The 14,087-nt window shown below is 60.3% G+C and carries 14 protein-coding genes; 10 read left to right on the top strand and 4 right to left on the bottom strand.

Annotated features, from left to right (window positions below; all coding sequences use genetic code 11):
• From mvk to BP758_RS10535, 10 genes are all read left to right on the top strand, one after another.
• Nucleotides 1–870: a mevalonate kinase gene (mvk, locus tag BP758_RS10580; protein ID WP_292370850.1), complete on the top strand. Its 870-nt coding sequence runs from the start codon at nt 1–3 to the stop codon at nt 868–870.
• Nucleotides 863–1,618, top strand: coding sequence for an isopentenyl phosphate kinase (locus BP758_RS10575; protein ID WP_292370849.1), 756 nt, complete (start codon nt 863–865; stop codon nt 1,616–1,618). Before mvk ends, BP758_RS10575 begins: the two co-directional genes overlap by 8 nt.
• Before the next feature lie 5 nt (nt 1,619–1,623).
• Nucleotides 1,624–2,715: a type 2 isopentenyl-diphosphate Delta-isomerase gene (fni, locus tag BP758_RS10570; RefSeq protein WP_292370848.1), complete on the top strand. Its 1,092-nt coding sequence runs from the start codon at nt 1,624–1,626 to the stop codon at nt 2,713–2,715.
• Nucleotides 2,716–2,772: 57 nt separating this feature from the next.
• Nucleotides 2,773–4,110 (top strand): RNase J family beta-CASP ribonuclease, encoded by a 1,338-nt coding sequence (locus BP758_RS10565; protein WP_292370847.1) that lies wholly within the window; start codon nt 2,773–2,775, stop codon nt 4,108–4,110.
• 11 nt (nt 4,111–4,121) lie between these two features.
• The gene (locus tag BP758_RS10560) at nt 4,122–5,087 is read left to right on the top strand and encodes a polyprenyl synthetase family protein (RefSeq protein WP_292370846.1); all 966 of its coding nucleotides are present in this window, start codon (nt 4,122–4,124) and stop codon (nt 5,085–5,087) included.
• Between the two features lies 1 nt (nt 5,088).
• A complete protein-coding gene (locus tag BP758_RS10555; protein WP_292370845.1) occupies nt 5,089–6,783 on the top strand; it encodes a glutamate--tRNA ligase in 1,695 nt (564 codons plus the stop codon).
• 37 nt (nt 6,784–6,820) lie between these two features.
• On the top strand, nt 6,821–7,732 hold the full coding sequence (locus BP758_RS10550) for a cation diffusion facilitator family transporter (RefSeq protein ID WP_292370844.1): 912 nt from the start codon (nt 6,821–6,823) through the stop codon (nt 7,730–7,732).
• A gap of 63 nt (nt 7,733–7,795) precedes the next feature.
• Entirely contained in the window at nt 7,796–8,332 is a 537-nt protein-coding gene (locus BP758_RS10545) for a GNAT family N-acetyltransferase (RefSeq protein WP_292370843.1), read from the top strand.
• A 116-nt stretch (nt 8,333–8,448) separates the two neighbouring features.
• Entirely contained in the window at nt 8,449–9,696 is a 1,248-nt protein-coding gene (locus BP758_RS10540; protein WP_292370842.1) for a DNA methyltransferase, read from the top strand.
• 78 nt (nt 9,697–9,774) lie between these two features.
• Nucleotides 9,775–11,433 (top strand): ABC1 kinase family protein, encoded by a 1,659-nt coding sequence (locus BP758_RS10535; RefSeq protein ID WP_292370841.1) that lies wholly within the window; start codon nt 9,775–9,777, stop codon nt 11,431–11,433.
• Nucleotides 11,434–11,458: 25 nt separating this feature from the next.
• On the opposite strand, the gene BP758_RS10530 is transcribed toward BP758_RS10535, so the two are convergent.
• From BP758_RS10530 to cofG, 4 genes are all read right to left on the bottom strand, one after another.
• Nucleotides 11,459–11,956: a DNA-deoxyinosine glycosylase gene (locus BP758_RS10530; protein WP_292370840.1), complete on the bottom strand. Its 498-nt coding sequence runs from the start codon at nt 11,954–11,956 to the stop codon at nt 11,459–11,461.
• A 12-nt stretch (nt 11,957–11,968) separates the two neighbouring features.
• A complete protein-coding gene (locus BP758_RS10525) occupies nt 11,969–12,250 on the bottom strand; it encodes a ferredoxin-thioredoxin reductase catalytic domain-containing protein (RefSeq protein WP_292370839.1) in 282 nt (93 codons plus the stop codon).
• A 64-nt stretch (nt 12,251–12,314) separates the two neighbouring features.
• A complete protein-coding gene (gene purC / locus BP758_RS10520) occupies nt 12,315–13,100 on the bottom strand; it encodes a phosphoribosylaminoimidazolesuccinocarboxamide synthase (RefSeq protein ID WP_292370838.1) in 786 nt (261 codons plus the stop codon).
• Nucleotides 13,097–14,086, bottom strand: coding sequence for a 7,8-didemethyl-8-hydroxy-5-deazariboflavin synthase CofG (cofG, locus tag BP758_RS10515; RefSeq protein ID WP_292370837.1), 990 nt, complete (start codon nt 14,084–14,086; stop codon nt 13,097–13,099). Before cofG ends, purC begins: the two co-directional genes overlap by 4 nt.
• Between the last annotated feature and the right edge of the window lies 1 nt (nt 14,087).

Here is a 14,087-nt window from a genome sequence, read left to right as displayed (position 1 = left end):
TTGGCAACGTGGAGTGCACCCGGCAAGGTGTTTCTGTTCGGCGAACATGCGGTGGTATACGGGAAGCCCGGCATTGCCATGGCCATCAAGCCCCGGGTCTTTGTAACGGTCAGGAGATCCAAGCGACCGCAGCGGGCAAAGTCCCCCTATATCGACGGGTGCTTTGAGGCGATGGGGGTCATGGGGAGCGTATACATCAACTCGCAGATCCCCAGTTCCTCCGGCCTCGGGTCGTCCGCTGCGGTGACTGTTGCCACGCTCTCGGCAATCAACGACGAGTTCGGCCTCGGGAAGACCCGGGAAGATGTCGCAAACATGGCATTCGAGATCGAAAAAAAGGTGCAGAAAGGGCGGGCGAGCCCCACGGATACGACCGTCTCCGCATTCGGCGGCGTTGTCCTTATCACCGGCACGTCCCGCAGGCGCCTGCCTCCCGAGAACATGTATCTGGTGATTGGCGACTCGCTCGTCTCCCACAGCACGTCAAAGATGGTCGAGCAGGTGGCGGACTTAAAGAAGCACAACCCGCAGATCGTAGATCCGATCCTCGATGCCATCGAAGGCGTGAGCCTTGCTGCGATCCACCACCTGGCAAACCACCGCGAGCTGGGACGGTACATGAACATGAACCATGCGCTCCTTGAAGCGCTGGGTGTGGGTCACCCGCAGCTCTCGCGGCTCGTGCTTGCCGCACGGTCGGCCGGGGCGTTTGGTGCGAAACTGACCGGGGCCGGGGGCGGCGGCTGCATGGTCGCCCTCTGCGCAAAACCGATCCGGCACCGGGTTGCCCACGCGATAGAGTCCTGCGATGCCCGGGCGATCGTGACCGGGATCGATACCGAAGGGGTACGGAAGGAGAAGAATGTCTGAGCGCGTGATAGTAAAACTGGGCGGCAGCGTGATCACCGACAAGGGTGCCGACTGTGCGATCAACAAGTCAGCTCTTGCCGAGATCGCCGGGGCGATCGCCCGGGCGCACGCAGCGGAGATCGTGGTCGTCCACGGCGCCGGTTCCTGCGGGCACCCCGAGGCGCACCGCTACCACCTGGACCGCGGGGCAGAGGTCGGGGCAACGGAAGGGATCGTGGTCACGCACCGGGCCGTGAGTTCCTTAAACGATGCCGTCGTTTCTTCTTTACGGGAAGCCGGTATCGCGGCAGCAGGCGTCCACCCGCTCCATGCGGGCGTGGCGGACAACGGCCGGCTTATCGCATTCGAGCACCGGCATATCGAAAAGATGCTTGCGCTCGGGATGGTCCCTGTGATCCACGGCGACGTGGTGATGGACCTTTCCCGGGGAGCGTGTATCGTATCGGGCGACCAGCTCGTGCGGTACTTCGCGGTTGCGCTCAAATGCAGCCGCGTCGGGCTCGCCACCGATGTACCGGGAGTGCTGGATGGGGGACGCGTGGTACCGGAGATCACTCCGGCGACTGTCGCAAACCTCCAGATCGGCAACTCGTCACATACCGATGTAACCGGTGGAATGAAAGGGAAAATTGACGAACTGCTCGGGCTGGCAAAAGCCGGCACCGGGTCCGATATCTTTCATGTCTCGCGCCTGGGCGATTTCCTTTGTGGAAACGACCACGGCGGGACAAAAGTGAGGGGGAACTAACCACTATGGCTGACAAGAAACGGTTCACATCGTCGCGCAAGCTCGACCACCTGCGCATCTGCGCGGAAGAGGCCGTGGAGTGCGGCGATGCAGGATTCGGCGATGTCCGGCTGGCGCACAATGCCCTGCCGGAGTGCGATATGCGCAACATCGACCTCTCTGTCCGTTTCCTCGGCCATACGCTAAATTCGCCCCTCTTTGTCTCGGCAATGACCGGGGGTCACCCGAAGACCAAGGAGACCAATGCCCGCCTCGCCCGGATCGCAGAACGGTTCGGTCTCGGGATGGGTGTCGGCTCGCAGCGTGCGGCGCTGGAGGACGAGTCCCTCGCGGACACGTTCGCTGTTGTCCGCGACGAAGCGCCCCACGCGTTTATCGTAGGAAACCTCGGTGCCGTGCAGCTCCGCGAACACGGGACTGCATGGGCAGAGGAGGCCGTGGAGATGATCGGGGCGGACGCTCTTGCGATCCACCTCAACTTCCTCCAGGAAGCGATCCAGCCGGAAGGCGATCATAATGCCACCGGCTGCCTTGCCGCGATTACAGAGCTTTGTTCCGAGATGAAAACACCGGTGATCGTAAAAGAGACCGGCTGCGGGATCTCGGGCGAAGTGGCACGCCGGTGCTGGGGCGCCGGCGCAAAGGCCATCGATATCGGCGGCTGGGGCGGCACCTCATGGGCAGCAGTCGAGAGCGTGCGGGCCGGCGAGAGCAAAAACGAAAAAGACCGGCCCTTACAGACGCTTGGCGAAGACTTCTCCGCATGGGGCATCCCCACGGTGGTAAGCCTTGCCGAGGTAGCGGCGACCGGCGGCCCGGTGATTGCATCGGGCGGGATACGCACCGGCATCGACATGGCAAAGTGCCTTGCCCTGGGAGCGGACCTTACCGGGATGGCGATGCCGCTTTTGAAACCGGCGCTTGAGAGCGACGCGGCGCTTAGTGCCCGCGTGGAGACGATCCACCGCGAACTGGTGGGAGCGATGTTCCTGTGCGGTGCCGCACGGACCGCCGACCTGCGCTCGACCCGTGTGTATATTACGGGGAAAACCCGGCAGATGATCGGGGAGCGCACCGGCGCATATCACGAGATGTGAGGCAGTTTTTTTAAAAAAACGGCCTTTTACCAAAAAAAAAACAACAGGAGTACAAACATGGATATAGAGATTATAGCAGTGGGCGGGTACAACGAAGTCGGACGGAACATGTCCGCAGTCCGCTGCGGGAAAGAAATTGTCATTTTCGACATGGGGCTCCGCCTGGACCAGATGATGATCCACGAGGACGCGGAGGTTGAGAATATGCACTCCCTCGATCTGATCAAGATCGGGGCGATACCCGACGATACGATGATGAACTCGGTCGAGGGGACGGTAAAGGCTATCGTCTGCTCCCACGGCCACCTCGACCATATCGGCGCGATCCCGAAGCTGGCGCACCGGTACAATGCGCCGATCATCGCGTCGCCCTATGCAACCGAACTGATCCGGCAGCAGATCTCGGGCGAGCAGAAGTTCGGGGTGAACAACAAGCTCTTCGCGCTTAAGCCCGGCCAGCGGTACACGATCTCGCAGCACCTGGTGCTCGAGTTCGTGCGGACCCAGCATTCGATCATCGACACGGTGACCCCGGTGCTCCACACCCCGCACGGCGCGATTGTCTACGCCTGCGACTTCAAGCTCGACCGGAGCCCGGTCATCGGAGAACCGCCGGACTTTGCCCGGTTCCGCCAGATCGGAAAAGAAGGCGTGCTTGCGCTGATTGTCGAGAGTACGTATATCGACCGCCCGGGCCGCTGCCCGAGCGAGCGGATGGCGCGGGACATGGTCCGGGACGTCATCACCAGCTACGAGGACGACAAGAACTCGATCATTGTCTCGACGTTCTCGTCCCATATCGCCCGGGTTAAGACCATCGCCGAGTGTGCGCACGAGATCGGGCGAAAGCCGGTGCTCCTTGGCCGCTCGATGGAGAAGTACTCGGTCACGGCCGAACAGATGAAACTCGTCTCGCTTCCCCCGGACACGAGCGTCTTTGGGAACCGGCGGACCGTTGACCGGACCCTGCGCCGGATGATGAAGGCCGGAAAAGAAAAATTCCTCCCGATCATCACCGGCCACCAGGGAGAGCCGGGATCGATCCTGACCCGGATGGCCCTCGGCGACACGCCGTACCAGATCGCAAAAGGCGACAAGGTGCTCTTCTCGGCAAACGTGATCCCGAACCCGATGAACTACGGCCAGCGCTACATGGTCGAGACGCACCTGAGAATGGCCGGCGCCCGACTCTTCCCGGACCTCCACGTGAGCGGGCATGCGTACCGCGAGGACCACTACGAGTTTATCAGTCTCTTAAACCCGCAGCACATTGTCCCGGCCCACGGGAACATCAAGATGACCGCGGCCTACGCCGAGTTTTCCGCAGACCTCGGCTACACGCTCGGTAACGACGTTCACATCATGCAGAACGGCCAGCGGCTCAAGATCAATTAAGGAGAACAACGATGTCGGAACTATCACCGTACTTAAAATCGGTCGCACAGAAGATCGATGGCCTGATTGACACGAACTTCAACCGCGCCACCGGAGAGCTCGACAAGGCCTCCGCCCACCTTTTAAACGCCGGCGGCAAGCGCCTCCGGCCCGCGGTGGTCATGCTTGCGGCTGATGCAGTACGGAGCGGGAGTTCCGCCGATATCATGCCGGCAGCACTCGCGCTCGAAGTTACCCACACCTTCACCCTGATCCACGACGATATCATGGACGGGGACTCGCTCCGGCGCGGGGTGCCGACGGTTCATACGAAGTGGGACATGCCGACCGGGATCCTTGCCGGCGATGTCCTCTATGCCCGGGCATTCGAGTTCATCAGCCAGGCAAAGGCCGGCGATGCTGCAAAGGTCAAAGCGACTGCACTCCTTGCCCGGGCCTGCGCAGATATCTGCGAGGGCCAGCACCAGGACATGTCGTTCGAGCACCGGACCGATGTAACCGAGAAGGAGTACATGGAGATGGTAGCAAAGAAGACCGGTGTCCTCTATGCGGCGGCAGCAGCCATCGGCGGCACGCTTGCCGGCGGGAACGAGGAGCAGGTAAAAGCCCTGTACCAGTTCGGGCTCAACACCGGCATTGCGTTCCAGATCCAGGACGATCTTATCGATCTTCTGACCCCGACGGAAAAGAGCGGCAAGGATCAGGGTTCCGATCTCCGCGAGGGCAAACAGACCTTAATTATGATCATTGCCCGGCAGAAAGGCGTCGACCTCCTGAAGTACCGGCGCGAACTCTCGCCGGCCGACATTAAGGCCGCCATAAAGGAACTTGCCGATGCAGGCGTCATCGATGCCGTGAAGAAGAAGGCTGCCGATCTTGTCGAAGACTCCAACCGCCTGCTCATGGTCCTTCCCCCGACAAAGGAACGCCAGCTCATCATGGACGTCGGAGAATTCTTCGTAACCCGGAGCTTCTAGGATGGCAGGGGACGAGATAAAGGCCGCGCTTTTTTTGTGTGCACTCCAGAACGCGGTCAAGCACGGCGGCGTACCGCAGGCAGGAGCGGTTATCGGGATGGTCATGGGGGCTCATCCCGAGCTCCGTAAGCAGGCAAAGGAAGTGTCCGCGGCGGCAAAAGATGCCATCGCTGACGTAGCAGCCCTCTCCCCCGGGGAGCGGGTGGCAAAGCTCCAGTCCCTTTCCCCGGAGATGTTTGCCGCGCTCCACGAGAAGCACGAGAAGAAGAAGGTGCTTCCCGAGCTCGAAGGAGCCGAGAACGGCGTTGTCATGCGGTTTGCGCCAAACCCCTCCGGTCCGCTCCATATCGGTCATGCCCGGGCCGCGGCGCTCAACGATGCCTACGTGAAACAGTACGGCGGCCGGTACATCCTCCGGATCGAGGATACGGACCCCAAGCGCGTCGACCCCGAAGCCTATGAGATGGTAAAGGAGGATATCGCGTGGCTCGGCCTTGGGATCACCGAGACGGTTACCCAGAGCGAACGGTTCCCGATCTACTACGATCTCTGCAAACAGCTTATCGAACGCGGCGGGGCGTACGTCTGCACCTGCGAGAACGAGCACTTCAAGGCGTTAAAAGACGCGAAGAAAGCCTGCCCCTGCCGCGACCAGCCGGTCGAAACAGCACTTTCCCTCTGGGAGAAGATGCTCAACGGTGGGTTTAAGGAAGGCGAAGCCTCGGTCCGTGTCAAGACCGATCTGTTGAACCCCGACCCGGCAATGCGGGACTATCCGATCTTCCGGATCCTCGATGCCCCGCTCCACCCGAAGATCGGGGACGCCCGGGTCTACCCGCTCATGAACTTCTCGGTGGTTGCCGACGACCACCTGCTCGGCGTAACGCACGTGATCCGCGGGAAGGATCACATAGCAAACACCCGGCGCCAGCGCTACATCTACGACCACTTCGGCTGGAAGGTCCCGGTGTACCGGCACTATGGCCGGATGGGAATCGAGGGCGTGGTACTCTCCACTTCCCAGATGCACGCAGGGATCAACGAGGGGAAATACACCGGCTGGGACGACATCCACCTCGGGACGCTCCGCGCCCTTGCCCGGCGGGGGATCAGCCCCGATGCCGTGAAAAACGCGATGATCGCGATCGGGATCGGCGATGTGGACATCTCGTTTTCGTGGGACAACCTGTACGCGGAGAACAAGAAGATCGTGGACCCGGTGGCAAACCGGTACTTCTTCGTGCCCGACCCGCTGGAGGCAGAGATCGGGGGTGCCCCGGTCCGGACTGCCCATGCCATGCTCCACCCGGGCCATGAGGAGAAAGGATCGCGTTCCCTGGAATTTACCGGCACCGTCCTCCTCCCGAAGGGCGAGATCGTTTTCGGGACCTCGATGGTCCGGTTAAAAGACCTCTTCAACGTGAATGTTACATGGACTGGCGAAACCCCCTCGTTCTCGTACGGCGGGGACTCGCTTGCCGATGCCCGGGCGGCAAAGGCAAAGATCATCCAGTGGCTCCCGGTGCAGGCAGCCACGCCCTGCACGCTTCTCACGCAGGACGGGGAGATGAAGGGTGCCTGCGAGCCTGCCGTGAAGGCAGAGGCCGGTAAGGTCGTGCAGTTCGAGCGGGTTGCCTTTGCCCGGATCGATGCCGCGGACAAGAGCGGTATCCGGGCCTACTTCACGCATACCTGAAATTTTTTCTTTTTCGTTTGAACGTACCAGAAAGATCATGCAGCCCTCCGTGAATTCAAGTGGGAACGACAAGCCAAAAAAGTCCCGCGAGAAGCTGGTTTCCGCCGGGGTCTGCACGGACGTTTTCATCCTGATCCCGGAGATCGCGGCCATTCTCCTGTCAGGGTCGGCCACCCTCCTGTCCGATGCGTTCAAGTGTGCAAACGAGATCCTGGCCTCCCTCTTTGCCCTCCTGATAATCAGGAGAATGAAGGCCGGCGGGAAGTTTACCTACGATTACGGGATGGGAAAGTTCGAGACATTAACCCGGATCATCACCGGCGGTGTGATGGGGATCTCCATCTGCATCCTCTTCCTGTTTACCCTCCACCGGCTCACGCATCCCGAGGAGTTCGACATGGATGCGGCATACATCGGTATCCCGCTGATGTGCATTGCAAGCATCGCGGATTACCACCACTGGCATGCCTATCGCCACCGTTCCGAGCAGGACCCCTCCCCGATCATGGAGGCGCAGTGGCGCCTGCGGAGGGCAAAGACCTTCTCCAACCTGCTGATCCTGTCCGCGCTCGTGCTCTCGGTACTCTTCATCGGGTACGAATGGGCGCGCTACATCGACCCGGTGGTCTCGTTTGTCATCATCGGGTTCCTTATCCTTGCCGGGTACCGGGAATTCTCCTCATCGCTCCCCGATCTCTTTGACAAGACCCTTGACGAAGAGCTCCAGCTGGTCATCCTCCGGGAACTCTCCGGCTCGTTCGAGAAATACGATGAATTCCACGGTGTCCGCTCCCGCCGGTCAGGGAGCAGGATCTACATCGAGATCTCCCTTGGGTTTAACCCGGAGCAGAAGATGGGGGAGGTCCAGACATTTGCCGCCGAGCTCAAACGCTCCCTTGAGGAAAAAATAGCCGGAAGCGTGGTCTCCGTGGTGCTGAGCCAGGAATGAACCGCGATCCCGGGGTGTTCCCGGTCTGCTCCTTCTTTTACCTCAGACTGCGTATATTACAGGATGGACTCGTTTTTTATCCGATCTGAAATTCCCTCCGATATTCCTGCAATAGATACCGTCAATCGCGAGGCGTTTGGCCAGGACGGGGAAGCCCGGCTGGTCCGGGCCCTCAGGAACGGGGGAGACTATATCCCCGGCTCATCCCTTGTTGCCGTTCACGATGGAAAAATTATCGGCCATATCCTCTTTGCCCCGATCTCGATCGAATCCGAACATGCCAGTATACCGGCCGTGGCTCTTGCGCCACTCTCCGTTCTTTCTGAATACCAGTGCCGGGGCGTTGGTTCCGGTCTTGTGGAAGAGGGGCTCAGGATCTGCCGGGAGCAGGGGCACCGGATCGTGATCGTGGTAGGGCATCCCTCCTATTACCCCCGGTTCGGGTTTACCCCGGCACCGGTGATGGGAATCAAGGCACCGTTCCCCTGCAGGAACGAGGTGTTCATGGCATATCCCCTGGTTGACGGGGCGCTCGACGGCATCCACGGCACCGTCCGGTACCCCCGGGAGTTTGACGAGGAAGGGGCCCATGCCGGCTGAACGGGTACGGTGTCCCGCCCTTTTTGTCCCGTCCTGATTCTTTTTTTATATAACTCCGGAACACAGGTGATATACCGTTATCCGGCACAACGGTATGTATCACGGAAGCGATCCCGATGGCAGGTACCTACCGGAAAACCCCACGAGCATTCCACGCGTGCCTTGCCGCATTCCGGGGCCCGGGGGATCGTTTGGTGCTCGTGGGAAAACCCCCGGGTCTCTCCGGTATCCGGCAGTACACGGGAGAGTTCTGGACATCCCGGCAGCGCCAGGCCTCGTCCCTGCACGAGATCTCCTACCGGGCCTGTTTCAAGCCGCAGCTGCCCCGTTTTTTCATCGACCTTCTGACACGTCCCGGGGAGATCGTGTACGACCCGTTCTCGGGACGCGGTACGACTGCGGTCGAAGCAGGGCTCTCGGGACGAAACGTTATCGCAAACGATGCAAACCCGTTGTCCCGGCTGCTCACGGAGCCCCGGTTTTTCCCGCCCACGCTGCCGGAGATCGCGGCCCGGCTGGAGACGATCCCGCGGGACGGCGGACAGGCAGACCGGGACCTCTCCATGTTCTACCATCCTCAGACCGAGCAGGAGATCGCGGCCCTGCGGGAGTACCTGATTGCCCGAAACGAGGAGGGTACTGCGGATGCGACCGATGCGTGGATCCGGATGGCAGCCACCAACCGGCTCACCGGCCACTCCTCCGGCTTCTTTTCTGTCTACACGCTCCCCCCCAACCAGGCCGTCTCTCCCGAAAGCCAGCGGCGTATCAATAAAAAACGGGACCAGGTGCCGGAGTACCGGGACACGCACGCCCTGATCCTGAAGAAATCAAAGAGCCTGCTCTCCGGGCTTACTCCCGCAGCAATGGCCCGCCTCGCCCGTGCCGGGGAGGGCGCCCGGTTCCTGACCGGTGATGCCCGGGATACCCCGTCCATCGGTACCGGGACGGTGAAGCTGACGGTTACCTCGCCGCCGTTTCTGGATATCGTCCAGTACCGGGACGACAACTGGCTCCGGTGCTGGTTCTGCGGCCTCGACGAGGAGGCGATCGGGAAGACGATCACGATGGCCCGAACGGTCGCGGAATGGAACGCGGTGATGGGAGCGGTATTCTCCGAACTCTACCGGATCACTGCACCCGGGGGCTGGGTGGCGTTCGAGGTGGGCGAAGTGCGCAAAAAGACCGTCCGCCTGGAAGAGCACGTGGTCCCGCTCGGGCAGGACGCCGGGTTTTCCTGCGAATGCGTGATCATCAACCAGCAGGTCTTCTCCAAGACCTCCCATATCTGGGGTGTCGGGAACAACGAGTGCGGCACCAACACGAACCGGATCGTGGTCTTTTCTAAGCCGGACTCCTGCTGAGCCGGCCCCGGCCGGCCCTGCCCCGCCGGTTGATCAAAAAAAGCCAGCATTAAGTAGCCCCACTGCCAAACTGTATCCATGGTCACCCGTATCCGGCGGTACGCGCAGATTATCGATGTTTTAACGAAATACGGTTTTGGGATAGCCCTTGAAAAAGCATTCCCGGGCAGGACCCGGTTCCGTCTCCCGGGATCCGAATCGTCGCAGCCGGACCAGTCCACGACGTACGAGCGCATCCGCATGGCGCTCGAAGAGCTCGGCCCCACGTTTGTGAAGTTCGGGCAGATCATGAGCACGAGGACGGAGATATTCCCGCCGGAGCTGATCGCGCAGCTCAAAAAACTCCAGGACCATGCCAAACCCTTGCCGTTCTCGGACGTTGTCGCGGTGCTCCACCAGTCCTGCCCGGATCTCGGCGACTGGTTCTCCGAGATCGACGAGACGCCGGTTGCATCGGCCTCGATCGGGCAGGTCCACCGTGCGGTCCTCCGCGACGGGACCGTGGTCGCGGTCAAGATCCAGCGCCCCGGTATCCCCGACCAGATAGAAAACGATCTCGCCATCCTCCAGTCCATGGCCGAGAGGATCGAGGCGGTCTTCCCCGAGAGCCGGATGTACAACCCGGTCGGCCTTGTGCAGGACTTTGCCAACCAGATCCGAAAGGAACTTGATTTCACCCGCGACGGCCGGAACATGGAGCGGATGGCCCGGAACTTCCGCGACGTGCCCGGCATCCATTTCCCGAAAGTCTACTGGGACTACTCCTCGCCCCACATCCTCGTCATGGAGTTCGTGAAAGGGGTGCGGGTCGACAATATCGAGGCGATCAAGGCGCAGGGGTGCAACCCGCACGATATCGCGCTGCGGGGCTTTTACGCCTACCTGAAGATGATCTTCGAGGACGGGTTCTTCCACGGCGACCCCCACCCGGGCAATATGCTCGTCTCCGAGACCGGGGACCTCGTGCTCCTGGACTTCGGTATCGTCGGGGTGCTCCGGCCGGAGAAGAAGCAGCTCTTCATCAACCTGCTCTTTGCCCTCACCACGGACGATGTGGATATGATCTTAAAGGCCCTCGAAGGCTTCGGGATCGTTGTTGCCGAGGAGAACCGCGAGGCCCTGAGGGACGACCTCTACATCATGCTCCACGATTTCGGCGGCGGGGACCAGATCGCCCAGTTCAACTTCGGCCTCATGATAAACGAGCTCACCGAAGTCATGCGGCACTACAACATCAAGGTGCCCATGAGCCTGATGCTCCTGTTAAAGACCCTCGTCATGGTCTACGATGTCGCCATCCACCTGGACCCGAAGTTTTCCTTTGGGGAAGAGATCACGCCGTACCTGCGCAAGCTCACCGACTCCAATGTGCTCTCCGCCGGCTATGCAAAGCGTGCATCGAACTCGCTTCTGGAAGCGGTGGATGCGGCATTCGACCTGCCCAGAAACGTCAACCTCATGCTCAAGCGCCTCTCGACCGGGACCGTCCGGCTCGAAGTCGTTGATACGGACTTAAAGAAACTCCAGATGGCGCTCGACCGGGCAAGCGACAAGATCATGATCGGCCTTGTGGTGGCAGCGCTCGTGGTCGGGTCGTCGCTCGTGCTCCAGGCGTCGCCGGTCACCATGCCAAAAGAGGTCATGTGGATCGCGATCCTCGGCTATACAGCCGCCGTGCTCTGCGGGTTCTATGCGATCTACCACGTTATCTTCCTCAAGCTCCGGCTCGAACGCTAGATGGCCGGATGAAAAAATCTCTTTTTTAGTGCAGATATTCCGCGAGGCAGGTACTCCAGATCCGGGTCTTTTCTTCCAATGACTGCCGGGCATTGGCCGGGCTCGTCGAGGGGAGGACGATTGCCGGGACCGGGCAGGTGTCCCGGGAGAAGAACTTCCCTGCTGCGGTCCCGTTGAGCGCAATGCACCTGACGGAGGGGTGCATCTCCAGGAACCCGGCAATATCGTTTGGGACGATCTCCCGGATCGATGCGTCGGCACTCCCTTTGCGGGTGCAGGAGGCAAGGACGTCCCAGAGCGCGATGCGGCATTTGGCCAGCTGCGCTGTGCGGGCTGCGTACGGCAGGGAGCGGTCTATCCCGAAGATGTTCTCCATGATCGCCCAGAACCGGTTCTGCGGGTTGCCGTAGTACTCGCGTTTTGCAAGCGACTGCACCGACGGGAAACTGCCGAGAATAAGGACTGCCGGACTCTCCCCGGAAACCGGTGCAAGCCCGGGCGATCGGGAACTACCCAAGGTCATAAAAAAAAAAGATTATGGTTTCTTATAATACAGCAGGCAGTGGCAGTGCCCGTCTTTTGCGATCTCGTCCTTGTGGTAGATGCAGGGACACTCGATGGCCCGGTCCTTCTCCTCGTCCCCGCTCCGGAGCCGGCACGGGCAGTAGGGCCTCCCGAACTTCTCCTTGTTCCTTACTAACCCCTTGAGGACAATGCGCAGGTGTTCCTCGTCGGGATTTAGGATCCACCCGTTCTTCCTCGCTATCGCGGTTGTCCACTTGCGCATATCCGCTTCTTCCTGCGACACCTCTGCCATGATTGTCCTGCCCACCCTTCCTCGTACGATTATCTTTCGAGGGACAACTTATGTGTTGTGGAATCTACCGCTTGCCGGGTTTCTTTGCGGCCTTTTTTGGCACTGCCGCTTTTGTGGTCTTCTTCTTTGCAGCAGCGGGCTTTGCCTTTTTCGTGATGCGTGCCGCAACCCGGTTGTAGGTTGCCATCACGTCGCCCTTGTTGAACCGGTACACGTCCTTATCGAGCGATTCGCCGGTCTTCTTATCCCAGAGGCGCATCGAGTCCATGCTGATCTCGTCGCCCAGGTAGACCGTTTTTCCCTGCCGGCCGAATTCAAGCTTGAAGTCCACGAGCGTGATCCCCTGCTTTGCGACGAGTTTTACAAGGAGCGTGTTGATCTTGAGTGCAATCTCCTTGATCTTTTTGAGTTCTGCCGGGGTCGCGAGCTTGAGCGCAACGATCAGCTCGTCGTTGAGCATCGGGTCGTGCCGGGAGTCGTCCTTGTAATCGATGACGATGACCGGCGGTTTTAACGGTGTGCCCTCCTTGAACGGATAGTTCCTCACAATCGAGCCTGCCGCAAGGTTTCTGACAATCACTTCGAGCGGGATCATCGAGAGTTCGCGGACCACCATCCGCTTCTCATCGAGCATCCTGACAAAATGGGTCTTTACCCCGTTCTTTTCAAGATACGAAAAGAAGTACGCGGAGACGTTTGCATTGTAGCTGCCCTTGTTTTTTAAGGTGTCCTTTTTCCCGCCGTCAAACGCGGTGATATCATCGCGGAATTCTACGATCAGCGTTCCCTTTTCGTCCGTCTTAAAGACCGACTTGGCCTTTCCGGTATACAGGAGTTTTTTCTGCTTCACGGTTTCCTGCTCCCTGTGGATATACGTTGGTCGAGCCGGTTTATTAGGGGTTGCAGGCCGGCGTCGAACCACCCCGCCCGGATGAACCGGGGATAGATGCAGAGGCGTTCCCGGAGCGTTGCGTCGCCGACGATTGTTTTGAGATCGTCAATCGCCGGCCAGGGGTGCTCGGGGTTCACGTAATCGATGGTGACCGGGGAGACGCCGCCAAGGTCGTCCACCCCGCAGGAGATGAGTGTTGAGGCATCGATCAGGTTCGGGGCGATCTGGATCGCGATCTCCTCTGGCAGGATCCGGCGCGCCATTTTGATCGTCTCGCAGATCTCCTCCGTTTCCGGCACCCGGAATGCGGCCATCGGGGTGTTGTCCTTGGGGCAGAAGTTCTGGAGGATGATCTCCTGGATATTCCCGTATTTCTTATTGATGTCGCGGATCGCCAAAAGCGACTCCTCGCGGTCGGCCACGGTCTCGCCGATCCCGAGGAGGAGGCCGGTGGTGAACGGGATTTTGAGCTTTCCTGCATCCTCCATCATGGCAAGGCGCACCTCCGGCTCTTTCCCTTTCGAGCCGTTGTGGGCCGGGATCCGTGCGGTGGTTTCGAGCATCAGCCCCATGCTCGCGTTCACCTTCCGGAGCCGCTTCATCTCGTCATAGGTGAGGATCCCGGCGTTCGTGTGCGGGAGAATCCCGTACTCTATGCTCTTTTTGCACATCGCTTCGCAGTAATCGAGGATGGTGTCGTAGCCGGTCTTTTCCAGATATCTCGAAAACCCCGGCTCCTCTTCGGGCCGTTCCCCGAAGGTAAAGAGCGCCTCGGTGCACCCTGCATCCCTGCCGCGGAGAAGGAGCGCCTCTACATTGTCCGGCATCATGAGGCACCCGTCCTGCACCGGGGTCTTGAACGAACAGTACCCGCACCGGTTCCGGCAGACGGTGGTCAGGGGCAAAAAGACGTTCTTTGAGAAGGTGATCGTCCGGGGCTGCATG

Source organism: Methanoregula sp. UBA64 (assembly GCF_002502735.1).
In the GTDB taxonomy this organism is placed as follows: domain Archaea; phylum Halobacteriota; class Methanomicrobia; order Methanomicrobiales; family Methanospirillaceae; genus Methanoregula.
This window is presented reverse-complemented; position numbering and strand designations above follow the sequence as displayed.